This is a genomic window from Pseudomonas sp. RtIB026 (genome assembly GCF_016861355.2).
GTDB lineage: Bacteria > Pseudomonadota > Gammaproteobacteria > Pseudomonadales > Pseudomonadaceae > Aquipseudomonas > Aquipseudomonas peradeniyensis.
In genome coordinates this window covers 1,184,894-1,211,072 of record NZ_AP023348.2, presented here as the reverse complement: position 1 = coordinate 1,211,072, position 26,179 = coordinate 1,184,894, and the positions used below count along the sequence as shown (strand labels likewise).

Below are 26,179 nucleotides of genomic sequence, written 5' to 3'. Positions count from 1 at the left end.
TCGAATAAAAGCGTAAAAAATTGCTTCGGATTATCTAAAAACCCGATATTTAGTGTGCAAGCTTCCTATTAAGGAAACATTAACGATAGTCGTTTGGTAGGAGCTTGCCACCGTCGGCAAATTTGTGGGAGCGGGCTTGCTCGCTCCCACAGGAGACAGGGCAATTGCCTGTCGAAAGATCAGCCGGCCTTGGCCTGGCTGTTGACCACTGGCTTCTTGGCCGGTTCCGACTTGGCGGTGGCCTTCTTCACCGGCGCCGGTTTGGCTGCGGGCTTGTGTGCCTGCTTGGCCGCCGGCTTGGCTGGAGCAGGCTTGGTGGCGGCCGGCTTCACCGGTTCCTCCTTGGCCACAGGCGCCGGGGCGACAGGCGCGGGGGCCGCGGCAGGCACCGGCGCAATCTCCTCGGCCTTGGCGATCGGCGCGGCCTTGACCTCTGGCTTGTCAGCACCACCGAACAGACGCGAGAAGAAGCCTGGCTTGTCCTGCCTGGCCTCCTCGACCTTCACAGGCTCCGCCTTGGCCGGGGCCTTGTCGGAGCCACCACCGAACAGGTTGGAGAAGAACCCGCCCTTGTCCTTCGCCACGACCGCGCCCGCAGCGGCTGCGGCGGCAACCGGTGCGGCCTTGGCCGGGTCGAAGGATTTGCCCGCAGCCAGGTCCTGAACCTGGCTCGCGGCGCGCTGGCCGCTGCGCAGGGCGCCTTCGAGGGTACCGGGGTAGAGCGCGTCGGTATGCTCGCCGGCAAAGGCAATGCGCTGAACCGGACGCTCCCACAGGCGCCAGTACTTGCTGATCTGCCCAGGGCCGTAGGCCAGGTAGGCGCCCCCCATACCGGCATCAGTGCTGTAACGGCGCACTTCGTAACCGGTAAAGGCGCCACGGGCCTGCGGGTAGAAGGCGTGCAGACGGATCAGCACCTGGTCGACCATCTGCTTGTCACCGAAGGCCTGCAACAGGCGAGCGTTGTCGCCGGACAGGTTGATCACCACGTTGGCGCCGCCCTTGAGCGCCGGTTCGATCCACAGCATGCCCAGGCCGGTGTTGGAGAAGATCTCGCCGGACATGCGCGCACGTCTTTCCCATACCGGGTTCTTGAACTTGAGCATCAGCTGATCGCGCCAGCCGTAGTTGGTGCCCTTCAAGGCGCCCAGGTGCTGGTTGTCCAGGCCCGGGGTCATCTGGATCTTGGCCAGGGCCCGCAGCGGCACGGCCATGACCAGGTAATCGGCCTTGTAACCCACGGCACCGACCTTGACCGTCACCCCGTCCTTGTCCTGGACGATGGCGGTGACCGGCGAGCTGGTCTTGATGGTCTTGAGCTGCTTGACGAACGCCTGGGCCAGCACCGGGCTGCCGCCCGGCAAGCGCGCGGCGCGCAGGTCGCGGTCGCTGACGTTGCGGTAGACACGGCTCTGTTGGGCGAAATACAACAGCGACAGGCGCGATGGCTCGTCGTAACGGGTGCGGATCTGCTGGTTGACCAGCTGACGGGCGGTCGCCGGCAGTTGCAGCTTGTCCAGCCAGGTGGACACGTTCATCTGGTCAAGGGCGAACAGGGTGCTGTTGGCCGCCGGGTTCAACGGGTCCTCGATGGAGCGGGCCAGGTCGTCGAGGGTCTTCTCATAACGCTTGAGGGCCTCGGCGGTGGCCGGTTGCCTGGTTGCGAGGTCGGCGGCGCTGAAATACTCCCCGTCGATCAGGTAGCCGGGGTTACGCACGAACTCCGGTGCCGGCAAGGTGCCGACCTTGAACTGCTCCAGATACTGGTTGAGCACCGGCTGGGTCTTGCTGTTGCCAATCCACTCGCTGGTGGCCAGCCCCGAACGCCCGCCCATCCCTGACTTGGCCTCGAGCAAGGTGACCTGCCAGCCCTTGCCCTGCAGCTCGTAGGCCGCGGTCAGGCCCGCCAGGCCACCACCGACGACGATCGCCGTCTTGTCCTTGGCCAGCGCGGCACCGCTGGACACCCCGATCAATACCAACGCGCACAGGCGCACCCAAGCAGCAGCCATGATGGCGAACTCCGGTTAGAGAAGCGATAGAAGAGACGGGGAAGAATGCCCCGGGAGAGATGCGTTAAGAATACGTCACCTCTGCCCACCCTGCCACCGCAGTGACATCAAGTGCTTTTGGCAACTGGTAATTTTGTCAGTAGCCGTTTGTCGCAAGGGCAGGCAGGCTTGGCTCGCACTCCAGAATCAGGCCGGAGAAACAGCGGTGATCTACACGGAAGATTTTGCCAGGTGGCAGCCCTTGGCACCGATGCCGGAAATCACCTGGCGCACCCCCACGGGCCTGAGCATCATCTCCAATGGCACCGCCTACAGTTCGCGCTACCAGACCGACGAAGGGCGTAGCGGTACGGAACTGGTCGTCCGAGGCCAGTGCGATATCGAAATCATCTTCGGCCAGACGGTCGATTGCCTGCTGCTCGAAGTGGAGATCAATACGCTAGGCAGCGCCGTTTCGACCGCCTACTGGCTGACCTTGCGCGACCATGACTACACCGAGTTCATGCCCGGTCCCGCCACGCTCGGCTCCTTCTGGCACGACGTGCCCGGCCCCCTGGATCGCCTGGTCCTCTCCACCCTGCCGCTGTGCACCGTGCACATACGCCAGCTGGAATGGCGCCCGGCCTGGCGTCACTGAGCGGTTGTCCTGCCTTCCGGCATTGCTTAGGCTTACGCGGTCAAACCGAGCCGTAACGCCAGGAGAAGTGCCCATGGGCCTCAACGAACAGTGGATGCAACGCGACCTCAAGGTCCTGTGGCACCCCTGCACCCAGATGAAAGACCACGAGCAGCTGCCGCTGATCCCGATCCGCCGCGGCGAGGGCGTGTGGCTCGAGGACTTCGAGGGCAAGCGCTACCTGGACGCGGTCAGCTCCTGGTGGGTCAACGTGTTCGGCCATGCCAACCCGCGCATCAACCAGCGCATCAAGGACCAGGTCGACCAGCTCGAGCACGTGATCCTCGCCGGTTTCAGCCACCAGCCGGCGATCGAGCTGTCCGAACGCCTGGTGGCGATGACACCGGCCGGCCTGGAGCGGGTGTTCTACGCCGACAATGGCTCCTCCTGCATCGAAGTGGCGCTGAAGATGAGCTACCACTATTGGCAGAACATCGGCAAACCGCAGAAAAAACGCTTCGTCACCCTGACCAACAGCTACCACGGCGAGACCATCGCGGCGATGTCGGTGGGTGACGTGCCGCTGTTCACCGAGACCTACAAGGCGCTGCTGCTGGACACCATCAAGGTGCCGAGCCCGGACTGCTACCTGCGCCCCGAAGGCATGGGCTGGGAGGCGCATTCGCGAAACATGTTCGCGGCCATGGAACAGACCTTGGCCGAACATCACGCCAGCATCGCCGCAGTCATCGTCGAGCCGCTGATCCAGGGTGCCGGCGGCATGCGCATGTACCACCCGGTGTACCTCAAACTGCTGCGCGAGGCCTGCGACCGCTACGAGGTGCACCTGATCCACGACGAAATCGCCGTGGGCTTCGGCCGCACCGGCACGATGTTCGCCTGCGAACAGGCCGGCATCCGCCCCGACTTCCTGTGCCTGTCCAAGGCCCTGACCGGCGGCTACCTGCCCCTGGCCGCCTGCCTGACCACAGACAAGGTGTACCAGGCCTTCTACGACGACTACTCGACCCTGCGCGCCTTCCTCCACTCGCACAGCTACACGGGCAACCCGCTGGCCTGCGCCGCAGCCCTGGCGACCCTGGACATCTTCGCGCAGGACAACGTCATCGAGGCCAACAAGGCCCTGTCGGCACGCATGGCCAGCGCCACCGCGCACCTGGCCGACCACGCCCATGTCGCCGAAATCCGCCAGACCGGCATGGCCCTGGCCATCGAGATGGTCCAGGACAAGGCCGGCAAAGTCGCCTACCCCTGGCAGGAGCGCCGTGGCCTGAAGGTCTTCGAGCATGCCCTGAGCCGGGGCGCGCTGCTGCGTCCGCTGGGCAGCGTGGTGTACTTCCTGCCGCCCTACGTGATCACCCCGGAGCAGATCGACTTCCTGGCCGAGGTGGCCAGCGAAGGGATCGACATTGCCACCCGCGATAGCGTCAGCGTGGCGGTGCCGGCCGACTTCCACCCCGATTTCCGCGATCCGGGCTAGGCCCAATGCCTTCTCACAGCCCCCTGTAGGAGCGGCCTTGTGCCGCGAAAGGGCTGCGGAGCAGCCCCGGCAATCTCTGCTGCGAAGCTGAAGGCCTGGGGCCGCTTCGCGGCCCTTTCGCGGCACAAGGCCGCTCCTACAGGGGACGATGTCCCCATCAGATTCCGAGTAGAACCATGAGACTCTCCCGCTTCTTCATCGACGCCCCTCTTGGCCTCGGCGAGCACGAGCTCCCCGAAGCCCAGGCCCACTATATCGGCCGCGTGCTGCGCATGGCCGCCGGCGACGCCGTGCAGCTGTTCGACGGCAGCGGCCAGGAATACCTCGGCCAACTGCTAGAGGTGGGCAAGAAAAGCGTACGCGTCAGCCTCGACCAGGCCCTCCCCGGCCAGGCCGACTCGCCGCTGCACATTCACCTCGGCCAGGGCCTGTCCCGCGGCGAGCGCATGGACTGGGCGATCCAGAAGGCCACCGAACTGGGCGTCAACGAAATCACCCCGATCGTCAGCGAACGCTGCGAAGTACGCCTGAAGGACGAGCGCGCCGACAAGCGCCTGGCCCACTGGCGCCAGGTGGCGATCAGTGCCTGCGAACAGTGCGGCCGCTCGACCCTGCCGGTGATCCACCCGCCGGTCACCCTGGCCGAATGGCTCAAGGGCACCGAGGCCGACCTCAAGCTGGTGCTGCACCCGGTGGCCGAGCCGCTGACCAGCCATGAAAAACCCGCGAAGCTGGCCTTCCTGATCGGCCCGGAGGGGGGCCTCAGCGACGCGGAAGTCGAACAGGCCAAGGCCAGCAACTACCACGCCGCCCGCCTTGGCCCTCGCGTACTGCGCACCGAGACCGCGCCGGTAGTGGCGTTGTCGGTGGCGCAGCAGTTGTGGGGCGATTTCTAGGACACGTAGAAGAACACCGCGACGAAGTGCATCAGGCTGCCGGCGATGACGAACAGGTGCCAGATGCCATGCCAGTGGCGGAACCGGCTGTCGAAGGCAAAGAAAATGATGCCGACGGTGTAGAACACGCCGCCGGCCGCCAGCCAGGCAAAGCCGGCGCCGCCCAGGCTGTGCAGCAGCGGCTTGACCGCCACCAGCACGATCCAGCCCATCAGCGCGTAGATGACGATCGACAGGATCCGCGCCTCCGAGCGCGGCTTGATCTCCTGCAACATGCCGACCAACGCGAGCCCCCAGACCACCCCGAACAGGCTCCAGCCCCAGGGCCCGCGCAGGCTGACCAGGCAGAAGGGCGTGTAGCTGCCGGCGATCAGCAGGTAGATCGACAGGTGGTCGAGCTTGCGCATGATGCGCTTCGCCCGCCCTCGCGTACTGTGATAGAGGGTAGAGATGCTGTAGAGCAACAGCAGGGTGAAGCCGTAGATGGAGAAACTGACGATCTTCCAGGGATCACCCTGCAGACCGGCCACGACAATCAGCCAGACCGCGCCAATGCAGGCCAGGACCGCACCGACCAGGTGGGTCCAGGCGTTGAAACGTTCACCATGGTACATGCAAGCAAAGACCTCCCGCAGCAGATGAGGTTCCAGAAAGCACACGTTCTGTAGGAGCGGCCTTGCCGAGGCGTCGGACCGGCCGGAAAGGGTCGCAACGCGACTCCAGGATCTCTATGACTCGCAAGTTCCGCAGGGGCTGCTGCGCAGCCCTTTCGCGGCACAAGGCCGCTCCTACAGGGACTGTGGCACTTCGATACTACTCCGGCGAGGATTGCAGTTGCGCGTCACGCACCATTCTTTCCAACCCCGCCAGGTCAGGCACCCGCGCCACCTGTTCGCCCACCTGCACCGCCGCAAGCTCCAGCCCTGCCAACGGCACATCGACATAATTCAGCTGGCTGTCGAGCTTGCACGAGCGCGGAATCCCCTGCAGCAGCAGCGCCAGGTAGCGCAGCCCGGTATCCCCCAGGGCGTTGAGCACCACCACCCGCGCCCGCTCCCCGCAGGAAGTCTGCCCGCCACACGCGGCCTCGAAGCCGATCAGTGGCAACCGCTGTTGGCGCCAGTTCACCCAGCCCAGGTGCCAGGCCGGCTCCCCCGGTTCGCAGGCGATGACACGGTGACCGATCAGCTCGGCCACCGCCACGTTGGGCAACACCAGGGTGCGGTCGCCCAGGGGCAGCAGCAACCCGGTCAGGCTGCTGCGCTGGCCGGCAATATGCTCAAGCATGGGGCTTGCTCCAGTGGGCGATGCTCTGCAGCAGCACCGATTCCTGATACGGCTTGCCGAGGTATTCATTGACGCCGATGGCCATGGCCCGGTCGCGGTGCTTCTGGCCGGTACGCGAGGTGATCATGATGATCGGCAGCTGGCTCAGGCGCTCATCGCGGCGGATCCGCGTGGCCACTTCGAAGCCATCCATGCGCGGCATCTCGATATCCAGCAACAGCACATCCGGACGGTGCTCCTCGAGCAGCGCCATGGCATCGACGCCGTCCTTGGCCGTCAGCACGCTCATGCCGTGACGCTCGAGCAGGCGGCTGGTGACCTTGCGCACGGTCACCGAGTCGTCCACCACCATCACCAGCAATGGCCGCCGGGGCACCGGGCCAGTCAGCCCATGCGCCCCCTCGGCCACGCCCGGCAGGCGCGCCAGGCGCCGTTGCTGGCCGCGCAACTGGCCGAGCAGGTCGAGAATCAGCACCACCCGCCCGTCCCCCAGCAGGGTGGCGCCAGACAGCCCCGGCACCGCGGCGAACTGCGGGCCGAGGCTCTTGACCACGATCTCGCGGCTGGGCGACAGGCTGTCCACATGGATGGCGAACGACTGCTCGTGTGAATGGGTGAGCAGCACCGGCAGCGGCACGCTCTGCCCCAGCAGCCCAGGCTGGCCGCCGCCCTGCAACAGGTCGCCGAGGTAGCGCAGCGCGTAATCGTGGCCGGCATAGCTGTAGCGTGGTGGGTCGAGCCGGTAACAGGCCTCCAGCTCCGCCGGCGGCACGCGCACGATGCCCTCGATGGTGTTCAGCGGGATGGCGTACTGCTCGTCCTCCACGTGCACCATCAGCGCCCGGTTCACCGACACGGTGAACGGCAGGCGGATCAGGAAACGCGCGCCCTTGCCGGGGCTGGACTCGATGCTCATCGAGCCGCCCAGTTGCTTGACCTCTTCATGGACCACGTCCATGCCCAGGCCGCGCCCGGAGATCTGGGTGATCTTCTCGGCCGTGGAGAAACCGGGGCGCAGGATGAACTGCAGGATCTCGTGGTCGCTCAGGCGCGCCTGCGGATCGAGCAGACCACGCTTGATCGCCTTGTTGCGCACCGCCTCCAGCGGTACCCCGGCGCCGTCGTCGCTCATCTCGATGACGATGTCGGCACCTTCGTGCAGCAGGTTCAGGTGGATGGTGCCCTGCTCCGGCTTGCCGGCCGCAAGGCGCGCCTCGCGAGCTTCCAGGCCATGGTCGACGGCATTGCGCAGCATGTGCTCCAGGGGCGCAACCATACGTTCGAGCACGCTGCGGTCGAGCTCGCCCTCGGCGTTGCCGACCACCAGTTCGACCTGCTTGCCCAGCTCGCTGGCCACCTGCCGCACCACCCGCTGCAAACGGGGCACCAGACGCTCGAAGGGCACCATCAGGGTGGCGGTCAGGCCCTCCTGCAACTGGCTGTTGACCCGCGCCTGCTGCTGCAGGAGGCTGTAGGCTTCCTGGGCCCTCTGCAGCAGGGTTTCCTTGAGGTCGAGCAAGTCCGAGGTGGACTCGAACAGCGCCCGCGACAATTGCTGCAGCTGGGAATGGCGGTCCATCTCCAGGGGGTCGAAATCGTCATAGGCGTCACCCTCCAACTGGTGACGGCTGGAAATCCGCCCCTGGGTCTCGATGTCCAGGCGCAGCAGCTGATCGCGCATGCGCTCCAGCGTGGTCTCCATCTCGTTGAGGGCGAACTGCGCATCGTTGACCTGCTGCTCGATGCGCCCGCGGATCACCGAATGCTCACCGGCCAGGTTGCCCAGGTCGTCGAGCAGCTCGGCATCAACCTTGACCATGTCGCCCGCCCGCTCGGGAGCGACAGCCGTGGCCTCGGCGGGAGCTGGTTCGGCCTGGGGCTGGCCGGCCACGCTGTCGGTCAGCGCGGCGCTGGAGAAGTTGCGGATGTAGTCGATCAGCGCCGTGGCCGTATGCAGCGGCTCGCCCAGGCGCGCCGCGTCGAGCATGTGCGCCAGGCGGTCATGGCAGTTCTGCAGCAGGCTGAACAAGGCCGGCGTCGACGGCAGGCGCCCGGCGGCCAGCAGCTCGTAGAGGAATTCCAGTTCGTGGGCGAGGTCGCCGATGGCGGTGATCTCGACCATGCGCGCGCCGCCCTTGAGCGTGTGCAGGTCGCGCAGCAGGTTCTCCACCTCGACCGTGTTGCGCGGATCGGCCTGCCAGCGCGCCAGGGACTCGGCCGCGCTCTCGAGAATATCGGAGCTCTCTTCGAGGAAGACCTCCAGCAGTTCCTTGTCGCTCTCGGTTTCTTCGTTGTCGTCCTGCGGCTCGGAGGTGACGGGAGGCGGGGCGCTGTGGCGGAACTCACGCAATTCGCCCAGCAACGCCACCGCCGACAGCGGTGCCTGGCCCTCGCGCAGGCTGCGCAGCATTTCGGCCAGGGCGTCATGGCTGCGCCGGAGCAGCTCGAACAGTGCCGGGCTGGCACCCAGCCGGCGGTCCACCAAGCCTTCGTAGAGCAGCGCCAGCTCCTGGGCCAGCACCTCGACGGCGCCGATCGCCGCCATCTGTGCCCCGCCCTTGAGGGTGAGCACATCGTGCTGCAGCGCCGACAGCGGCGACAGGCTGTCCGGATCGGCCTTCCATTGCCGCAAGGCCTGGTCGGCACCGTCAAGGATATCCCCGGCCTCTTCGAGGAACAGCTCGACCAGCGCCGGGTCCGGCAACTCGCCTGGAGCCGTAAGCACCGTGACGCCGTTCGCCCCGACCAAACCCAATGCTGCAGGGTCGAGGGCATCATCGAGCAGGCCATGCAGGGCCGCCAGGCATTCGGGCCGGGGATTCGGGTCCTGGCCGGCGGCTATCTCGTCGAACAGGTCGAGCAGCGCCTCATGGGCTTGCCGGGCAACGGCGAAGAAGCGCGGCGTGACGGCCAGGCTGCCCTCCTCCACCGCACCGTACAGGTCGAGCAGCCCTTCGCAGACCTCATCCACCTGCCACAGCTCGGCCTGGTGCGCGCCGTGACCGAGGGTGGTCATCTCCTCGAGCAGCAGGTGCAACTCATGGTGTTGCGTGGGATCGCCCTGCCAGTTGGCGAGCCGCGCCTCGGCATCGAGCAGGATATCCATGCCCATGGTCAGGAAGGTGGCCGTCAGCTGCGGATCGCGCCGGAGCCGGCGCGGCGGATGCGGCTCGGCCTGCAGTTGGGCCAACCGGGCGTCAACCGTCTGCCCGACCTGTTCGATCAGCCCGGCGGCCCCGGGGATCGGCGCCAGCGGCGTGCTGCCCAGCTGGGCCAGGCCCAGGTGCAACAGCGAGCGAGCCGCCTCCAGCAGTTCGATCTCGGCCACTTGCAGGGGTAACTGGTGCCCCTTGTATTCACGCACCAGGCGGTCGAGGGCGGTGGCCAGCTCCGCCACCGGCATCACGCCGGCCATGGCAGCGCTGCCCTTGAGGGTGTGCAGGGCGCGTTGCAGGCTGTCGTTGACCGCGATGCCCTGGCCGGCGGCCGTCTGCAGGAACCCATCGAGCCCGGCCAAATGGCCCTGGGCCTCGTTGCGGAAGATCTCAAGCAAGTGCGGATCGAGGCCATCGATACTGGCGCTGACCGGCGTGTCGTTGAGCGCCAGCGCATGCAGGTGCCCGGCCAGCTGCTCGATCTCGGCCGTGGGCGGCAACTGGCTGGCGGCGAAATCAGCAAGCAGGTCGGGCAGGCGCACGAACACCTGCTGCAGGGCCACCAGGCCTTCGGCGCTGAGCACGATGCGCCCTTCCAGCACCCGATTGAGCAGGTGCTCGGCGCCCCAGGCCAGCTCGGCCACGGCTTCGGCATGGACCATCCGCCCGCTGCCCTTGAGTGTATGCAGTGCCCGGCGCACCTCGATCAACGCCTCGCGCAGGCCGTTGTCGGCGCGCCAGCGCAGCCATTGGCGCTCGATTTCCGGCAGCAGCTCGCCAGCCTCTTCGAGGAATACTTCGCGCAACTCATCGTCGATACCGTCCAACGCCTGCTCGCCGCCCGCAGTTGCCGTGTCACGCGCGCACTGCACGCCCAGCGCGGACAAGCTGGCGTGGGCCATGTCGATGAAGCACTGGGCGTCGGCCAGCGGATCGGCCACCCGCCATTGCAGCCAGGCCTCGCCGGCACTCAGGGCATCGGCCAGGTGCGCCAGTTCGTCCGCTTGCGGCTCATCCTCCAGGTGCACCAGCCAGCCTTGCACATAGCCCGCGCAACCGGCGAACACCTCGGCGGCGGCTGGCAGCATCAGCATCGCCAGCGCCCCGCGCACCTGTTGCAGCAACCCGGGCAGGGCTTGCAGACGCTGGCGTGACCAGTCGGACTCCAGGCAATCGCCGATCAGGTCCTTGGACTGTTGCAGCACGTTGAGCGATTCGTTGAGCACCAGCTGGCGGATTTCGGCCAGGTCCGAGCCGGGCAGGCTGCCGGGGCTGATTTCCTCCAGCGGACCAACCATGCCGTTGAGGGTGGCCTCGACATACAGCAGTGCCCCGGCGACATCCATAAGTACAGCCTCGTCCACGCCGCCGTCTTTTTCGACCAGTGCCTGCAACGCCAGCACCTGGTCGATTATCACCCGCCGCGGCTGCTGGAAGCCAAGCACCGCCAGGGTATCGGCCACGTGCCGCAAGGGCGGCAGCAGCGACTCCAGTGACTCGCTGGGCGAACGCTCGCCGCCGACGAAGGGGTCGAGGCGATCCTTGATGCGCATCAGGTCGTCGCACAGGGCCATCACTACCGAGCGCAATGCATCGCGCCCGGCGCCGGCCTGCATGTGCTCACGCCAACTGCCCAGCGACAGGTCGAGGTTGGCCAGGTCCGCCGCGCCGGCCAGCCGCTGACCCAGGTCACCCAGCAGGCTGCCCTGGGCCAGGGGTTCGGCGCCTCGGCAGACCCGCAGCTGGTTGAGCAGCGGCATCACCACCAACGGCAGGTCGTGGCGCGCGCCGCGCAGGCGGTCCAGGTACGGCGGCAATTGCTCGAGCCCGCGGAACAGCGCGCCCAGGCAATCGCCACGCGGGCTCACCTGGCCGTCGGCCATGGCCCGCCCGAGCAGTTCCAGCTCCTCGGCCAGGCGCATCGCGCCCGGCAGCGCGAGCATATGCAGACAGCCGTGGACCTGGTGCAGGTTGTCGACGAAGAACGCCAGCATCGACAGGTCGCCCGGCTCCGCCGAGAAGCGCTCCAGGGCCTGACGCGCCTGACCCAGGCAATCGAGGATCGGCGCCTTGGTCCAGGCCAGGGCCACCGTGTCGTGACGCTCGCCGGGCGCGTTCAGGTTCGCCTCGTTCACGAGCGCTCCACCGGTTTGGGCAAGGTGAAGCCGGACACCGAGCGGCGCATCTCGCTGGCCATGCGCGCCAAATGGCGGATGCTGTCGGCGGTGGCGCCGGAGCCGGCGGAGGTCTGCGCAGTGATTTGCTGGATCACCGCCATGGTGTGGGAAATTTGCCCCGCCGAGGAGGTCTGTAACTGGGCGGCGTCGGAGATACTGTGGATAAGTTCAGCCATGGTCTGCGAAACGCCCTCGATTTCCGCCAGGGCCACCCCGGCATCCTGCGCCAGGCGCGCGCCACGCACCACTTCGGCGGTGGTCTGTTCCATGGAAATCACCGCCTCGTTGGTGTCGACCTGGATGGTCCGCACCAGCGCCTCGATCTGCCGGGTCGCCGAGGAGGATCGCTCGGCCAGGCGCTGCACCTCGTCGGCGACCACGGCGAAGCCGCGACCGGCCTCGCCGGCCAGCGAAGCCTGGATCGCCGCGTTGAGGGCGAGGATGTTGGTCTGCTCGGCAATATCGTCGATCAGGCTGACGATGTCGCCGATCTCCTGGGACGACTCGCCCAGGCGCTTGATCCGCTTGGCGGTGTCCTGGATCTGCTCACGGATGTTGTCCATGCCGTGGATGGTGTTGTGCACCACCTCGTTGCCCTTGTTGGCGATGGCCACCGAGCGCTCGGCCACCTTGGCTGACTCATAGGCGTGGGCCGAGACCCGGTCGATCGACTCGACCATGTCGCCCACCGCCTCGGAGGCCTCGCTGATCTGCTCGGCCTGGTGCTCGGAGGCCTTGGCCAACTGGCGGGCGGTGTTCTGGGTGTCCTGCACGGCGGCGGCGACCTGCTCGGCGCTGTGATTGATGGTGGCGACCAGGTCGCGCAGTTGGTCGACCGAGTAGTTGATCGAGTCGGCGATGGCGCCGGTGAAGTCCTCGGTGACCGACACGGTGACGGTCAGGTCGCCGTCGGCCAGCTCCTCGATCTCGTCGAGCAGGCGCATGATCGCCTGCTGGTTGCGTTCGTTCTTCTCGGCGGTCTCGCGCAGCTGGCGGTGAGTGGCGCGCACCATCACCAGGCCGATGAGGATGATCGAGGCCAGCGCCAGCAGGCCGAGCACGTAGCCGCCGACGGTGTCCAGGGTGCGCCCGCCGGCCAGGTTCTCGAAGCCGTTGGCCAGGTGCGAGGCCTCGTCGAGCAGGGTCTGCGACAGGCTGAAGATATTGCCGGCGGCCTCGCGCACCCGGAACAGTTCGGGTGAGGTTTCAAGGATCTCGTCCACCGAACCCGAGACAAACTGGAACAATTCGGCAATCTCGGCCAGCCGTGCCCGGGCATCGGCGTCCTCGACCCGGGTGACCTGGATCGCCGGATTGCCGGCGAGCATGCCTTCGAGCACCTGGCCGAAGCGGCTGGCGTCGCGACCGAAGGCGTCGGCGGCCTGCACCGAGGTCTCGTCGCCGGCAAGCACGGTATTGACCGAACCAAGTATGCGTTCGGCCAGCAGCAGCTGACGCTGGGCCACTGCCACCTGATTGGCCGGCGCGCCGCTCTGCAGCAGGATCTCCACCACCTTCTCGTACTCGACCTGCAATTGCGGCACGGTCTCGGCCAGGGTGGCCGCGACCTGGTGCAGCGACAGCACGGTCTGTTCGCTGGCGAGGATGGTGTCGGTGTTCTTGCGCAGGTTCTCCCAGTCCTGGCGCACCGCGTCCATCTCGTCGCGCACCGTCACCGGCGCGGCGGGCAGGCCTGTGGTCTTGTCGCCCTCGCGCAGGTAGCTCCAGCGCCGCTCGAAGTCGTTGCGCGCATCGCTGAGCAGCTTGAACGCCAGTGCCTTGCCCGCCGCCGCCTCGGTGGCGTTCTTGGCGATGCGCTGGGACAGCACGCGCAGCTCGCCGGCATGGCCGATGTACTGTTTGTCGTGGTTGGCCTGGGTGTTGAGGTAGGCGAAGTTGGCGAACAGCAGGACGATCGACAGGATCAGCACCACGAACAGCACGGTGATCTGCGCGGTGCTGCGCGGGCGCTGGGCCACGGCGGCTGGCAAAACGCCGGCGGTGGCTACGGAAGGTCCTGGCTTGTTCACGTCGAAAATCCTCTACAACGCCACATCGAGAAAACCCGGGGCCTGGGCCAGGGCGAACGGGCTGAAGATCGCCCAATTGCGTTCACGGGGGAAATGGCCCTGCACGAAGGGCGCGGCCGCGCGGATCAATGGCTGCGGCGGCGACAGCTCGAGGCTGCTCAGGGCGAAGTGCTGCAGACCCACCACCTCGTCCACCAGCAGTCCGGCGAACAACTCCTCGTGATCGAGCACCAGCACCCGCCGTTGCTTGCCCGCCGCCGCCGGGCCAAGGCCGAAAAACGCGCATAGGTCCATCACCGGCAACAGTCGCCCACGCAGGTTGGCCACCCCGCGGACCCAGGGCTGCACGCCTGGTACCCGGCTGCTGCGGGGCTCGCGCAGCACCTCGGCGACCTCGCCCATGGGCGCGACGAACCACTGCCCGGCGATGCGAAAACCGATGCCGCTCCACTGCTGCAGGCGGGTGTCCTGCGGCGGCTGGTCGGCCACCAGCAGACGGCAGCGCCGGTCGATGTCCAGCAACAGCTCGAAGGCGGTCAGCGACGCGCCCTGGGGGCGGGTGGTCAAGCGCCGAGCACTTCTTGCAGCTTGGCGATCAGGGCGTCTTCTTCCACCGGTTTGGTGAGGAAGTCCCGGGCGCCCTGGCGGGTGGCCCAGATACGGTCAGTTTCCTGATCTTTGGTGGTCACCACCACCACGGGGATGGCGCTGGTTTCCGGGTCCTTGCTCAGCTGGCGGGTGGCCTGAAAACCGTTCATGCCAGGCATGACGATATCCATCAGCACTGCGTCGGGCTTCTCCTGGCGAGCCAGGGCCACGCCGTCGGCACCGTTGCTGGCCTTGAGCACCTGGTGGCCGTGTTTTTCGAGCCATTCGGTCAATCGATACATCTCTGTCGGCGAATCATCGACAATCAGAATTCGGGCCATGCTGTTTCCCCATCAGGAAATAGAGACGCCGTCCGGTGAAGGCGGCGTCAGGGTGCGTTTGGGTCCTGCGCGGCGAAACCGGGCACGCTGGCACGGATCGCGTCGAGCAGTTCTTCCTTGCTGAACGGTTTGGTCAGGAACTGGTCGGAGCCGACCACCCGGCCGCGGGCCTTGTCGAACAGGCCATCGCGGGAAGAGAGCAGGATCACCGGGGTGTCCTTGAAGGCGTTGTTGTGCTTGATGATGGCGCAGGTCTGGTAACCGTCCAGGCGCGGCATCAGCACATCGACGAAGATGATCCGGGGCTTGTGGTCGACGATCTTGGCCAGGGCGTCGAAGCCGTCACTGGCGGTGATCACCTCGCAGCCGGCCTCGCCGAGCAACATCTGCGCGGTGCGGCGGATCGTGCGGGAGTCGTCGATCACCATCACCTTCAGGGGTTGTTCCATAGTCGCACTACCATCGCTGCCGGGGCCGAAATCCTGGGGCCGCTTCGCGCCCCATCGCGACACAAGGCCGCTCCCACCTGTCCATGCGTTGCGCTGAGCAGCCATCCGACGCCGAACCCTGTGGGAGCGGCCTTGTGTCGCGATGGGCTGCGCAGCAGCCCCAGCTCTTGGAGGTACGGCCAGGCTGGAGGCCAACACAGACCACTTGTCCGGCCTTTTTAGCACACTCCCGGAGGCCATTCCATCCGCCCGCCCCTTGACCGTGGGCGCGCCCGGCGCCACCCTGAGCCACTTTTCTTTCGTGCCATCGCGGCCACCGGCCGCCAAGAGGAACTACCCCATGAGCGTTCGCCTCGGGATTGTCATGGACCCCATCGCGTCCATCTCCTACAAAAAGGACAGCTCGCTGGCCATGCTGCTGGCTGCCCAGGCCCGCGGCTGGAGCCTGTTCTACATGGAACAGCGCGATCTGTACCAGGCCCAGGGCAAGGCCCGCGCGCGGATGCGTCCGCTCAAGGTGTTCGCCGACCCGGCCCGCTGGTTCGAGCTGGACGAGGAGCAGGACAGCCCCCTGGCCGAGCTGGACGTGATCCTGATGCGCAAGGACCCGCCCTTCGACATGGAGTTCGTCTACAGCACCTACCTGCTGGAACAGGCCGAGGCCGAAGGCGTCCTGGTGGTCAACCGCCCGCAGAGCCTGCGTGACTGCAACGAGAAACTGTTCGCCACGCTGTTCCCGCAGTGCACGCCGCCGACCCTGGTCAGCCGCCGCCCGGACATCATCCGCGCCTTCGCCGCCGAGCATGGCGATGTGATCCTCAAGCCGCTCGACGGCATGGGCGGCACCTCGATCTTCCGCCACCGGGCCGGCGACCCCAACCTGTCGGTGATCCTCGAGACCCTGACCGCGCTCGGCGCCCAGCAGATCATGGCCCAGGCCTACCTGCCGGCGATCAAGGACGGCGACAAGCGCATCCTGATGATCGACGGCGAGCCGGTGGGCTACTGCCTGGCGCGCATCCCGGCCAGCGGCGAGACCCGCGGCAACCTGGCCGCCGGCGGACGCGGCGAAGCCCGGCCGTTGAGCGAGCGCGACCGCTGGATCGCCGCCCAGGTCGGCCCGACCCTGCGCGAAAAGGGCCTGCTGTTCGTCGGCCTGGACGTGATCGGCGACTACCTCACCGAAATCAACGTCACCAGCCCGACCTGCATTCGCGAGATCGACGCGGCCTACAACACCGATATCGGCGGCCGCTTGATGGACGCCATTGATCGCCAGTTGCAGGCGCGCTGACCGCCGACACGTGGCAAACCCGCGGAGTGGGGTATGATGCCGGTCCTTTTCGCTGACCTGCGCCCTGTTTCGCGGTTGCTGGATACCTGATGACGCTGCCCGCCGACATCCCCGCCGACCTGCTGCCACCCCGCGTTCGCCCGGTGGACCGGCTCGGCTTCACCCTGTTCCTGGCTGCCCTGGTGCACCTGGCGCTGATCCTGGGCGTGGGTTTCACCGTGGTCAAACCGGCTGATATCCGTCACACCATGGACATCACCCTGGCCACCTTCAAGAGCGAAAAAGCGCCCGAGAAAGCCGACTTCCAGGCCCAGGACAACCAGCAGGGCAGCGGCACCCTGGATAAAAAGGCGGTGCCCAAGACCACCGAGGTCGCGCCGTTCCAGGACAGCAAGATCAACAAGATCACCCCGCCACCGGCCGCGAAACCGGAAACCCCGCCCGCACCGGCGAAGTCCGTGGTCGCCACCCAGGCGCCGAAAACCCAGAAGGTCGAGCCCAAGCCGAAGGAAAGCAAGCCGCAGCCCAAACCCGAAGCCAAGGTGCCGGACTTCGACAGCTCGCAGCTGTCCAGCCAGATCGCCAGCCTCGAGGCCGAGCTGTCCCATGAACAGCAACTGTATGCCAAGCGCCCGCGCATCCATCGCCTGAACGCCGCCTCAACCCTGCGCGACAAGGGCGCCTGGTACAAGGAAGAGTGGCGCAAGAAGGTCGAGCGCATCGGCAACCTCAACTACCCCGAGGAAGCCCGACGCCAGCAGATGTATGGCAGTTTGCGAATGATGGTATCGATCAACCGCGATGGCTCGCTGTACGAAGTGCTGGTGCTGGAGTCCTCGGGCCAGCCGGTGCTGGACCAGGCGGCCCAGCGCATCGTGCGCCTGGCGGCGCCGTTCGCGCCGTTCACCGGCGACCTGGCGGAATTCGACCGCCTGGAGATCATCCGCACCTGGCGCTTTGCCCGCGGGGACAAGCTGTCGAGCAACTAACGGCAAGGCTTGCTTGGCCCCTGTAGGAGCGGCCTTGTACCGCGAAAGGGCTGCACAGCAGCCCCGGCGATTCTGCACGAGGCCAAGATCCTTGGGGCCGCTACGCAGCCCTTTCGCGGCACAAGGCCGCTCCTACAAGGGGCACCGACAGCCACTCGCGCACCTTGCCAGCCCCGCCACCTGGCGCCACACTAGCGGACATGAAGACCCTCGCCCCCAGCTACCTCAAGCACCAGTTCCTGATCGCCATGCCGCACATGGCCGATCCGAACTTTGCCCAGACCCTCACCTACATCGTCGAGCACAATGCCCACGGCGCCATGGGCCTGGTGGTCAACCGCCCGCAGGAGCTGAACCTGGCCGACATCCTCGAGCAGTTGCGCCCGAACGACGAGCCGCCCGCCAGCACCCTGCACATTCCGATCTACCAGGGCGGCCCGGTGCAGACCGACCGCGGTTTCGTGCTGCACAGCAACGACCGCAACTACCAGGCCACGGTCGAGCTGGAGGGTCTGTCGCTGTCCACCTCCCAGGACGTGCTGTTCGCCATCGCCGCCGGCGACGGCCCGCGCAAGAGCCTGATCACCCTGGGCTACGCGGGCTGGGAAGCCGGCCAGCTGGAGGCGGAGCTGGCCGATAACGCCTGGCTCAACTGCCCCTTCGACCCCGAGATCATCTTCGGCCTGGCCAGCGACCAGCGCCTGGGCGCCGCCGCCGCGAGCCTGGGGATCAACCTCAGCTTGCTGACCAGTCAGGCGGGCCACGCCTGATGGCCGAACTGCGTCTGCTGCTGGGCTTCGACTACGGCACCCGGCAGATCGGCGTCGCCGTCGGCCAGGTGATCACCGGCCAGGCCCGCGAACTGTGCACGCTCAAGGCGCAGAACGGCGTGCCGGACTGGAACCAGGTCGAGAAGCTGATCAAGGAATGGAAACCCGACGCCATCGTCGTCGGCCTGCCGCTGAACATGGACGGCACGCCCAGCGAGATGAGCGAGCGCGCCGAGAAGTTTGCCCGGCGCCTGCACGGTCGCTACAACCTGCCGGTGCACACCCACGACGAACGCCTGACCACCTTCGAGGCCAAGGGCGAGCAGATGGCCCGAAGCGGGCGCCATGGCAGCTACCGCGACAACCCGGTCGACGCCATCGCCGCCGCCCTGCTGCTGCAAGGCTGGCTGGAGGCCAACACTTAAATCCGCTTTGCCGCCGGCTGGAGCCGGCGCCCGCCTTCCGAGGAGCACGCAATGAGCCTACCCAATCCCGCCGACCTGATCCGGCAGATGGCCGTCGACCTTCGCGCCCACCTGGCCCGCCGCGGCATCAGCGAGCCGCGCTTCATCGGCATCCGCACCGGCGGCGTGTGGGTGGCCCAGGCCCTGCAGGCCGAGCTGGGCGACCAAGGCCCGCTGGGCACCCTGGATGTGTCCTTCTACCGCGACGACTTTAGCCAAAACGGCCTGCACCCGCAGGTGCGCCCGTCCGAGCTGCCGTTCGAGATCGAAGGCCAGCATCTGGTGCTGGTGGACGACGTGCTGATGAGCGGGCGCACCATTCGCGCCGCCCTTAACGAACTGTTCGACTATGGCCGCCCGGCCAGCGTGACCTTGGCCTGTCTGCTCGACCTGGATGCCGGCGAATTGCCGATCCGCCCGAATGTACTCGGCGCCACCCTGTCCCTGGCGGCCCATGAACGGGTAAAATTGACCGGACCCACGCCGCTCGCCCTCGAGCGCCAGGACCTCGCTCCCGCTTCCGCCCTTTAAGAGTCCCCCGCGATGACGCCATTCGACGCCAAGCGCCCGCTGCAGCTCAATGACCAGGGCCAGCTGCGCCACTTCCTCTCGCTCGACGGTTTGCCCCGCGAACTGCTCACCGAGATCCTCGACACCGCCGACTCCTTCCTCGAAGTCGGCGCCCGGGCCGTGAAGAAAGTCCCGTTGCTGCGCGGCAAGACCGTGTGCAACGTGTTCTTCGAGAACTCCACCCGTACCCGCACCACCTTCGAACTGGCCGCCCAGCGCCTGTCGGCCGACGTGATCAGCCTGAACGTGTCGACCTCCTCGACCAGCAAGGGCGAGACCCTGTTCGACACCCTGCGCAACCTGGAGGCCATGGCCGCCGACATGTTCGTCGTGCGCCACTCCGACTCCGGCGCCGCCCACTTCATCGCCGAGCATGTGTGCCCGGACGTGGCGGTGATCAACGGCGGCGACGGCCGCCACGCCCACCCGACCCAGGGCATGCTCGACATGCTCACCATTCGTCGGCACAAGGGCGGTTTCGAAAACCTCTCCGTGGCCATCGTCGGCGACATCCTGCACTCGCGGGTGGCCCGCTCGGACATGCTCGCGCTCAAGGCACTGGGCTGCCCGGACATCCGCGTGATCGGTCCGAAGACGCTGATCCCGATCGGTATCGAGCAGTACGGGGTGAAGGTCTACACCGACCTCGCCGAAGGCCTCAAGGACGTCGACGTGGTGATCATGCTGCGCCTGCAGCGCGAGCGCATGGCCGGTGGCCTGCTGCCCAGCGAGGGCGAGTTCTACCGCCTGTTCGGCCTGACCACCGCGCGCCTGGCCGGTGCCAAGCCGGATGCCATCGTCATGCACCCGGGCCCGATCAACCGCGGCGTGGAGATCGAATCGGCAGTGGCCGACGGCCAGCACTCGGTGATCCTCAACCAGGTCACCTACGGCATCGCCGTGCGCATGGCCGTGCTGTCCATGGCCATGAGCGGGCAGAACGCGCAACGTCAATTCGACCAGGAGAACGCCCAGTGACCATCAGCATTATCGGCGCCCGGGTCATTGATCCTGCCAGCGGCCTGGACCGCATCACCGACCTGCACCTGGACGGCGGCCGTATTGCCGCCATCGGCGCGGCGCCGGCCGGCTTCAGCGCCAGCCGCACGATCCAGGCCGACGGCCTGGTGGCCGCCCCGGGCCTGGTCGACCTCGGTGTCTCCCTGCGCGAGCCGGGCTACAGCCGCAAGGGCAACATCGCCAGCGAAACCCGTGCCGCCGTGGCCGGTGGCGTCACCAGCCTGTGCTGCCCGCCGCAGACCAAGCCGGTGCTGGACACTTCGGCGGTCGCCGAACTGATCCTCGACCGCGCCCGCGAAGCCGCCAACAGCAAGGTCTACCCGATCGGCGCCCTGACCAAGGGCCTGGAAGGCGAGCAACTGGCCGAACTGGTGGCCCTGCGCGACACCGGTTGCGTGGCCTTCGGCAACGGCCTCAAGGAAATCCCCAACAACCGCACCCTGGCCCGTGCCCTGGAGTACGCGGCGACCTTCGACCTGACCGTGGTGTTCCACTCCCAGGATCGCGACCTGTCGCAAGGCGGCCTGGCCCACGAAGGCCCGATGGCCAGTTTCCTCGGCCTGCCGGGCATCCCGGAAACCGCCGAAACCGTGGCCCTGGCCCGCAACCTGCTGCTGGTCGAGCAGACCGGCGTACGCGCCCACTTCACCCAGATCACCAGCGCCCGCGGCGCCCGGCTGATCGCCCAGGCCCAGGCGCTGGGGCTGCCGGTCACCGCCGACGTGGCGCTGTACCAGCTGATCCTCACCGACGAGGCGCTGCGCGACTTCTCCAGCCTGTACCACGTGCAGCCGCCGCTGCGCACCGCCGCCGACCGCGACGGCCTGCGCGAGGCGGTGAAGTCCGGGGTGATCCAGGCGATCTCCAGCCATCACCAGCCCCACGAGCGCGACGCCAAGCTGGCGCCGTTCGGTGCCACCGAGCCGGGGATCAGCAGCGTCGAGCTGTTGCTGCCGCTGGCCATGACCCTGGTCGAGGACGGCCTGCTCGACCTGCCTACCCTGCTGGCACGCCTGAGCAGCGGTCCGGCTGCTGCCATGCGCTTGCCGGCCGGCGAACTGAAGGTGGGCGGCGCGGCGGACCTGGTGTTGTTCGATCCGAAAGCGTCCACGGTTGCTGGCGAGCAGTGGTTCTCTCGCGGCGCCAACTGCCCGTTCATCGGCCACTGCCTGCCGGGCGCGGTGCGTTATACCTTGGTCGACGGGCACGTCTGCCACGAAGCCTGACCACGGTTTACTCGCCCTCCTGTAGGAGCGGCCTTGTGCCGCGAAAGGGTCGCGCAGCGACCCCGGGATTTCGGGCCACACAGAAATTGCCGGGGCCGCTCTGCGGCCCTTTCGCGGCGCAAGGCCGCTCCTACACCGACCGGGCTCGACCTGAAGCCAGGAGCAACCATTCATCCAATGTGGTTGAAATCCTTCCCCCCTCCCCCCATATGAGTCTGCATCAGGCATTTTCGCCCCGCTGCGTGGAGACTCTCCCTTGACTACCATCGTTTCTGTCCGCCGTAACGGCAAAGTCGTCATGGGCGGCGACGGCCAGGTTTCCCTCGGCAACACCGTGATGAAAGGCAACGCCAAGAAGGTCCGTCGCCTGTACAACGGCCAGGTCATCGCCGGCTTCGCCGGTGCCACCGCCGATGCCTTCACCCTGTTCGAGCGCTTCGAAGCCCAGCTGCAGAAACACTCCGGCCACCTGGTGCGTGCCGCCGTCGAGCTGGCCAAGGAATGGCGCACCGACCGCTCGCTGAGCCGCCTGGAAGCCATGCTGGCCGTGGCCAACAAGGACGCCTCCCTGATCATCACCGGCAACGGTGACGTGGTCGAACCCGAGGACGGCCTGATCGCCATGGGCTCCGGTGGCGGCTACGCCCAGGCCGCGGCCCGCGCGCTGCTGAACAAGACCGACCTGTCGGCCCGTGAAATCACCGAGGCCGCCCTGAACATCGCCGGCGACATCTGCGTGTTCACCAACCACAACCTGACCATCGAGGAGCAGGACCTGGCCGAGTGAATCAGTTGTTTTGGCGTCCCGCTCGCAGCGGGACTTTTCCACACTGATCACTCTGCTCGAGGACCACATTCATCATGTCCATGACCCCCCGCGAAATCGTTCACGAACTCAACCGCCACATCATCGGCCAGGACGACGCCAAGCGCGCCGTCGCCATTGCCCTGCGCAACCGCTGGCGGCGCATGCAGCTCCCCGCCGAGCTGCGTGCCGAAGTGACTCCCAAAAACATCCTGATGATCGGCCCCACCGGCGTCGGCAAGACCGAGATCGCCCGCCGCCTGGCCAAGTTGGCCAATGCGCCGTTCATCAAGGTCGAAGCGACCAAGTTCACCGAAGTGGGCTACGTTGGCCGTGATGTCGAATCGATCATCCGCGATCTGGCCGACGCCGCGCTGAAGATGCTGCGCGAGCAGGAAATCGTCCGCGTGCGCCACCGCGCCGAGGATGCCGCCGAAGATCGCATTCTCGACGCCCTGCTACCGCAGGCGCGGGTCAGCAGCTTCAGCGAGGAAGCCCAGCAGTCCAGCAGCGACTCCAACACCCGCCAGCTGTTCCGCAAGCGCCTGCGCGAAGGCCAGCTGGACGACAAGGAAATCGAGATCGAAGTCGCCGAGAACATGGGCGTCGAGATCGCCGCGCCGCCCGGCATGGAAGAGATGACCAACCAGCTGCAGAGCCTGTTCGCCAACATGGGCAAGGGCAAGCGCAAGAGCCGCAAGTTGAAGGTCAAGGATGCCCTGAAGATGGTCCGCGACGAGGAAGCCGGCCGCCTGGTCAACGAGGAAGAGCTCAAGGCCAAGGCCCTGGAAGCGGTCGAGCAGCACGGCATCGTGTTCATCGACGAGATCGACAAGGTGGCCAAGCGTGGCAACGTCGGCGGCGCCGATGTCTCCCGTGAAGGCGTGCAGCGCGACCTGCTGCCGCTGATCGAGGGCTGCACCGTCAACACCAAGCTGGGCATGGTCAAGACCGACCACATCCTGTTCATCGCCTCCGGCGCCTTCCACCTGAGCAAGCCGAGCGACCTGGTGCCCGAGCTGCAGGGCCGCCTGCCGATCCGTGTCGAGCTCAAGGCGCTGACCCCGGAAGACTTCGAGCGCATCCTCAAGGAGCCGCACGCCTCGCTGACCGAGCAATACAGCGCCCTGCTCAAGACCGAAGGCCTGAACATCGAGTTCGCCGCCGACGGCATCAAGCGCCTGGCCGAGATCGCCTACCAGGTCAACGAAAAGACCGAGAACATCGGTGCCCGCCGCCTGCACACCCTGCTCGAGCGCCTGCTCGAAGAGGTGTCGTTCAGCGCCGGCGACCTGGCCAGTGCCCACGACGAGACGCCGATCCACATCGACGCCGCCTACGTGAACAGCCATCTGGGCGAGCTGGCGCAGAACGAAGACCTGTCGCGTTACATCCTGTAAGACCGCATGGGGCCGCTGCGCGGCCCATTCGCGGCACGAGGCCGCTCCTACAGGGGGGACTGCATTCTCCTTGTAGGAGCGGCCTTGTGCCGCGAAAGGGCTGCAAAGCAACCCCCTTGCACAATCTCCTGAATCTCCCGAAGCTTGCACCATCAGCTCACCAGAGATTCCACCCATGGCCCGCCTCCCCACCGCCATCAACCTGCACAAAGCCTCCAAGACCCTCACCCTCACCTACGCCCCCGGCGAGGTCTACCACCTGCCCGCCGAATTCCTGCGCGTGCACTCCCCCTCCGCCGAGGTCCAGGGCCACGGCAATCCCATCCTGCAATTTGGCAAGATCAACGTCGGCCTCAGCGGCCTGGAACCGGCCGGTCAATATGCACTGAAACTGAGCTTCGACGACGGCCATGACTCCGGATTGTTCACCTGGGAGTACCTCGAGCAGTTGTGCCTGCGCCAGGAGCAGCTGTGGAGCGAATACCTCGACGAATTGCACAAGGCCGGCAAATCCCGCGACCCGTCCGAATCGGTGGTGAAATTGATGCTCTAGCTCAAGGCTCGCAAGCTTTAGAGCGCATTTTCTAATCTCATCTGCTTGAATGCCTTGATGACTGCCAAAGATTGGCTGTCTTGCGCATTACACGAAAGTCGGGTAACCAATGGAGCTGGCAAGTTCCCTGCATTGCCTTGATGGCAGGCAGGGCCAGGCCGGTATGTAGAGGTCGCGAGCGAAAGCAGGTTGTCTTCACACGCAGAAACCCACGCAGCTCATCATCGGCACGCATCCGGTCGCAGCACCGCTGTTCCTTATCACTGGTCACCCGAGTAGCAGTACCGGGCTGTCACAGCACGCCGGTACTCGTCTCAGGACAACGGAGCGTCGTAGATGAGTAACAAGAACAACGATGAGTTGCAGCGGCAGGCCTCGGAAAACACCCTGGGGCTGAACCCGGTCATCGGCATTCGCCGCAAGGATCTGCTGACATCGGCGCGCACGGTACTGCGCCAGGCGGTACGCCAGCCCCTGCACAGCGCCAAGCATGTGGCGCATTTCGGCCTGGAGCTGAAGAACGTGCTGCTGGGCAAGTCGTCCCTGCAGCCCGAAGGCGACGACCGTCGCTTCGCCGACCCGGCATGGAGCAAGAACCCCCTGTACCGCCGCTACCTGCAGACCTACCTGGCCTGGCGCAAGGAGCTCAACGACTGGATCGGCGAAAGCGACCTGTCGCCCCAGGACATCAGCCGCGGGCAGTTCGTCATCAACCTGGTGACCGAGGCCATGGCCCCCACCAACACCCTCTCCAATCCCGCCGCGGTCAAGCGCTTCTTCGAGACCGGCGGCAAGAGCCTGCTCGACGGGTTGTCCAACCTGGCCAAGGACATCGTCAACAACGGCGGCATGCCCAGCCAGGTGAACATGGAGGCCTTCGAGGTCGGCAAGAACCTCGGCACCAGCGAAGGCTCGGTGGTGTACCGCAACGATGTGCTGGAGCTGATCCAGTACAGCCCCATCACCGAACAGGTGCACAGCCGTCCGCTGCTGGTGGTGCCGCCACAGATCAACAAGTTCTATGTGTTCGACCTGAGCCCGGAAAAGAGCCTGGCGCGCTTCTGCCTGCGCTCCCAGCAGCAGACCTTCATCGTCAGCTGGCGCAATCCGACCAAGGCCCAGCGCGAGTGGGGCCTGTCGACCTACATCGACGCGCTCAAGGAGGCGGTCGACGCGGTGCTGTCGATCACCGGCAGCAAGGACCTGAACATGCTCGGCGCCTGCTCCGGCGGCATCACCTGCACCGCGCTGGTGGGCCACTACGCCGCCCTCGGCGAGAAGAAGGTCAACGCCCTCACCCTGCTGGTGAGCGTGCTCGACACCACCGTCGACACCCAGGTCGCGCTTTTCGTCGACGAGCAGACCCTGGAAGCAGCCAAGCGCCACTCCTACCAGGCCGGGGTGCTCGAAGGCAGCGACATGGCCAAGGTGTTCGCCTGGATGCGCCCCAACGACCTGATCTGGAACTACTGGGTCAACAACTACCTGCTCGGCAACGAGCCGCCGGTGTTCGACATCCTGTTCTGGAACAACGACACCACCCGCCTACCGGCCGCCTTCCACGGCGACCTGATCGAAATGTTCAAGAACAACCCGCTGACCCGCTCCGACGCCCTCGAGGTATGCGGCACCGCCATCGACCTGAAGAAGGTCGACTGCGACATCTACAGCGTCGCCGGCACCGCCGACCACATCACCCCATGGCAGTCGTGCTACCGCTCGGCGCACCTGTTCGGCGGCAAGATCGAGTTCGTGTTGTCCAACAGCGGCCATATCCAGAGCATCCTCAACCCGCCGGGCAACCCCAAGGCGCGCTTCATGACCGGCGAGGACCGCCCGGACGACCCGGTGGCCTGGCAGGACAACGCCATCAAGCATGCCGACTCCTGGTGGCTGCACTGGCAGGCCTGGCTGGGCGAGCGCGCCGGCGAACTCAAGAAGGCGCCTACAAAGCTGGGTAACCGCACCTATACCGCAGGCGAGGCCGCACCGGGAACATACGTGCACGAGCGTTGAACCGAACCGCCGCGATGGGC

General features: G+C 66.4%; 22 protein-coding genes. 14 read left to right on the top strand and 8 right to left on the bottom strand.

The features are described from left to right. Nucleotides 1-179: 179 nt before the first annotated feature. Entirely contained in the window at nt 180-2,012 is a 1,833-nt protein-coding gene (locus tag PRtIB026_RS05460) for a flavin monoamine oxidase family protein (RefSeq protein ID WP_203648290.1), read from the bottom strand. A gap of 241 nt (nt 2,013-2,253) precedes the next feature. Here PRtIB026_RS05460 and PRtIB026_RS05455 point away from each other — a divergent pair, with 241 nt between their 5' ends. The 3 genes from PRtIB026_RS05455 (at nt 2,254) to PRtIB026_RS05445 (ending at nt 5,025) form a co-directional block, all read left to right on the top strand. Then, the gene (locus tag PRtIB026_RS05455) at nt 2,254-2,649 is read left to right on the top strand and encodes a hypothetical protein (protein WP_203648292.1); all 396 of its coding nucleotides are present in this window, start codon (nt 2,254-2,256) and stop codon (nt 2,647-2,649) included. A 73-nt stretch (nt 2,650-2,722) separates the two neighbouring features. Next, nucleotides 2,723-4,129, top strand: coding sequence for an adenosylmethionine--8-amino-7-oxononanoate transaminase (locus tag PRtIB026_RS05450; RefSeq protein ID WP_203648294.1), 1,407 nt, complete (start codon nt 2,723-2,725; stop codon nt 4,127-4,129). Nucleotides 4,130-4,305: 176 nt separating this feature from the next. Beyond that, the gene (locus PRtIB026_RS05445; RefSeq protein ID WP_203648296.1) at nt 4,306-5,025 is read left to right on the top strand and encodes a 16S rRNA (uracil(1498)-N(3))-methyltransferase; all 720 of its coding nucleotides are present in this window, start codon (nt 4,306-4,308) and stop codon (nt 5,023-5,025) included. On the opposite strand, the gene trhA is transcribed toward PRtIB026_RS05445, so the two are convergent. From trhA to pilG, 7 genes are all read right to left on the bottom strand, one after another. Continuing rightward, the gene (gene trhA / locus PRtIB026_RS05440; protein ID WP_203648298.1) at nt 5,022-5,639 is read right to left on the bottom strand and encodes a PAQR family membrane homeostasis protein TrhA; all 618 of its coding nucleotides are present in this window, start codon (nt 5,637-5,639) and stop codon (nt 5,022-5,024) included. The two genes, PRtIB026_RS05445 and trhA, sit on opposite strands and share 4 nt — an antisense overlap. A 199-nt stretch (nt 5,640-5,838) precedes the next feature. Next, nucleotides 5,839-6,312: a chemotaxis protein CheW gene (locus PRtIB026_RS05435; protein WP_203648300.1), complete on the bottom strand. Its 474-nt coding sequence runs from the start codon at nt 6,310-6,312 to the stop codon at nt 5,839-5,841. Continuing rightward, on the bottom strand, nt 6,305-11,602 hold the full coding sequence (locus tag PRtIB026_RS05430) for an Hpt domain-containing protein (RefSeq protein ID WP_244670935.1): 5,298 nt from the start codon (nt 11,600-11,602) through the stop codon (nt 6,305-6,307). Before PRtIB026_RS05430 ends, PRtIB026_RS05435 begins: the two co-directional genes overlap by 8 nt. After that, the gene (locus tag PRtIB026_RS05425; RefSeq protein WP_203652715.1) at nt 11,599-13,635 is read right to left on the bottom strand and encodes a methyl-accepting chemotaxis protein; all 2,037 of its coding nucleotides are present in this window, start codon (nt 13,633-13,635) and stop codon (nt 11,599-11,601) included. The genes PRtIB026_RS05430 and PRtIB026_RS05425 overlap by 4 nt, the downstream gene beginning before the upstream one ends. A gap of 51 nt (nt 13,636-13,686) precedes the next feature. Continuing rightward, entirely contained in the window at nt 13,687-14,241 is a 555-nt protein-coding gene (locus PRtIB026_RS05420; RefSeq protein WP_166885909.1) for a chemotaxis protein CheW, read from the bottom strand. Continuing rightward, a complete protein-coding gene (pilH, locus tag PRtIB026_RS05415; RefSeq protein WP_203648308.1) occupies nt 14,238-14,603 on the bottom strand; it encodes a response regulator in 366 nt (121 codons plus the stop codon). The genes PRtIB026_RS05420 and pilH overlap by 4 nt, the downstream gene beginning before the upstream one ends. A 47-nt stretch (nt 14,604-14,650) precedes the next feature. Beyond that, on the bottom strand, nt 14,651-15,052 hold the full coding sequence (pilG, locus tag PRtIB026_RS05410) for a twitching motility response regulator PilG (protein ID WP_110734729.1): 402 nt from the start codon (nt 15,050-15,052) through the stop codon (nt 14,651-14,653). A gap of 340 nt (nt 15,053-15,392) precedes the next feature. Here pilG and gshB point away from each other — a divergent pair, with 340 nt between their 5' ends. The 11 genes from gshB to phaC all read left to right on the top strand — a co-directional run bounded on the left by gshB (nt 15,393) and on the right by phaC (nt 26,159). Beyond that, complete coding sequence (gene gshB, locus PRtIB026_RS05405) at nt 15,393-16,346, top strand: glutathione synthase (RefSeq protein WP_203648310.1); 954 nt, start codon at nt 15,393-15,395, stop codon at nt 16,344-16,346. An 89-nt stretch (nt 16,347-16,435) separates the two neighbouring features. Continuing rightward, a complete protein-coding gene (locus tag PRtIB026_RS05400) occupies nt 16,436-17,335 on the top strand; it encodes an energy transducer TonB (protein ID WP_203648312.1) in 900 nt (299 codons plus the stop codon). Between the two features lie 200 nt (nt 17,336-17,535). Continuing rightward, nucleotides 17,536-18,105: a YqgE/AlgH family protein gene (locus PRtIB026_RS05395; RefSeq protein ID WP_203648314.1), complete on the top strand. Its 570-nt coding sequence runs from the start codon at nt 17,536-17,538 to the stop codon at nt 18,103-18,105. Next, nucleotides 18,105-18,530 (top strand): Holliday junction resolvase RuvX, encoded by a 426-nt coding sequence (ruvX, locus tag PRtIB026_RS05390; protein WP_110734721.1) that lies wholly within the window; start codon nt 18,105-18,107, stop codon nt 18,528-18,530. The genes PRtIB026_RS05395 and ruvX overlap by 1 nt, the downstream gene beginning before the upstream one ends. A 51-nt stretch (nt 18,531-18,581) precedes the next feature. After that, on the top strand, nt 18,582-19,100 hold the full coding sequence (gene pyrR / locus PRtIB026_RS05385) for a bifunctional pyr operon transcriptional regulator/uracil phosphoribosyltransferase PyrR (protein ID WP_050707247.1): 519 nt from the start codon (nt 18,582-18,584) through the stop codon (nt 19,098-19,100). A 12-nt stretch (nt 19,101-19,112) separates the two neighbouring features. Beyond that, nucleotides 19,113-20,117: an aspartate carbamoyltransferase catalytic subunit gene (locus tag PRtIB026_RS05380; protein WP_050707248.1), complete on the top strand. Its 1,005-nt coding sequence runs from the start codon at nt 19,113-19,115 to the stop codon at nt 20,115-20,117. Continuing rightward, nucleotides 20,114-21,385 (top strand): dihydroorotase, encoded by a 1,272-nt coding sequence (locus tag PRtIB026_RS05375; RefSeq protein WP_203648316.1) that lies wholly within the window; start codon nt 20,114-20,116, stop codon nt 21,383-21,385. Before PRtIB026_RS05380 ends, PRtIB026_RS05375 begins: the two co-directional genes overlap by 4 nt. Before the next feature lie 256 nt (nt 21,386-21,641). Continuing rightward, entirely contained in the window at nt 21,642-22,172 is a 531-nt protein-coding gene (hslV, locus tag PRtIB026_RS05370; protein ID WP_011536056.1) for an ATP-dependent protease subunit HslV, read from the top strand. 74 nt (nt 22,173-22,246) lie between these two features. Continuing rightward, on the top strand, nt 22,247-23,590 hold the full coding sequence (hslU, locus tag PRtIB026_RS05365) for an ATP-dependent protease ATPase subunit HslU (protein WP_203648318.1): 1,344 nt from the start codon (nt 22,247-22,249) through the stop codon (nt 23,588-23,590). A gap of 175 nt (nt 23,591-23,765) precedes the next feature. After that, complete coding sequence (locus PRtIB026_RS05360) at nt 23,766-24,143, top strand: gamma-butyrobetaine hydroxylase-like domain-containing protein (RefSeq protein ID WP_203648320.1); 378 nt, start codon at nt 23,766-23,768, stop codon at nt 24,141-24,143. A gap of 336 nt (nt 24,144-24,479) precedes the next feature. Beyond that, nucleotides 24,480-26,159, top strand: a complete 1,680-nt coding sequence (gene phaC / locus PRtIB026_RS05355; protein WP_203648322.1) for a class II poly(R)-hydroxyalkanoic acid synthase — start codon at nt 24,480-24,482, stop codon at nt 26,157-26,159. Nucleotides 26,160-26,179 lie beyond the last annotated feature (20 nt).

What these genes read in the sequence shown, in the direction of transcription:
- PRtIB026_RS05445 (WP_203648296.1), top strand. Translation starts at nt 4,306, where the DNA reads ATGAGACTCTCCCGCTTCTTCATCGACGCCCCTCTTGGCCTCGGCGAG.
- pyrR (WP_050707247.1), top strand. Translation starts at nt 18,582, where the DNA reads ATGAGCCTACCCAATCCCGCCGACCTGATCCGGCAGATGGCCGTCGAC.
- phaC (WP_203648322.1), top strand. Translation starts at nt 24,480, where the DNA reads ATGAGTAACAAGAACAACGATGAGTTGCAGCGGCAGGCCTCGGAAAAC.
- PRtIB026_RS05400 (WP_203648312.1), top strand. Translation starts at nt 16,436, where the DNA reads ATGACGCTGCCCGCCGACATCCCCGCCGACCTGCTGCCACCCCGCGTT.
- gshB (WP_203648310.1), top strand. Translation starts at nt 15,393, where the DNA reads ATGAGCGTTCGCCTCGGGATTGTCATGGACCCCATCGCGTCCATCTCC.
- PRtIB026_RS05435 (WP_203648300.1), bottom strand. Translation starts at nt 6,312, where the DNA reads ATGCTTGAGCATATTGCCGGCCAGCGCAGCAGCCTGACCGGGTTGCTG.
- PRtIB026_RS05395 (WP_203648314.1), top strand. Translation starts at nt 17,536, where the DNA reads ATGAAGACCCTCGCCCCCAGCTACCTCAAGCACCAGTTCCTGATCGCC.
- PRtIB026_RS05450 (WP_203648294.1), top strand. Translation starts at nt 2,723, where the DNA reads ATGGGCCTCAACGAACAGTGGATGCAACGCGACCTCAAGGTCCTGTGG.
- PRtIB026_RS05460 (WP_203648290.1), bottom strand. Translation starts at nt 2,012, where the DNA reads ATGGCTGCTGCTTGGGTGCGCCTGTGCGCGTTGGTATTGATCGGGGTG.
- pilH (WP_203648308.1), bottom strand. Translation starts at nt 14,603, where the DNA reads ATGGCCCGAATTCTGATTGTCGATGATTCGCCGACAGAGATGTATCGA.
- PRtIB026_RS05360 (WP_203648320.1), top strand. Translation starts at nt 23,766, where the DNA reads ATGGCCCGCCTCCCCACCGCCATCAACCTGCACAAAGCCTCCAAGACC.
- ruvX (WP_110734721.1), top strand. Translation starts at nt 18,105, where the DNA reads ATGGCCGAACTGCGTCTGCTGCTGGGCTTCGACTACGGCACCCGGCAG.
- pilG (WP_110734729.1), bottom strand. Translation starts at nt 15,052, where the DNA reads ATGGAACAACCCCTGAAGGTGATGGTGATCGACGACTCCCGCACGATC.
- hslU (WP_203648318.1), top strand. Translation starts at nt 22,247, where the DNA reads ATGTCCATGACCCCCCGCGAAATCGTTCACGAACTCAACCGCCACATC.
- trhA (WP_203648298.1), bottom strand. Translation starts at nt 5,639, where the DNA reads ATGTACCATGGTGAACGTTTCAACGCCTGGACCCACCTGGTCGGTGCG.
- PRtIB026_RS05380 (WP_050707248.1), top strand. Translation starts at nt 19,113, where the DNA reads ATGACGCCATTCGACGCCAAGCGCCCGCTGCAGCTCAATGACCAGGGC.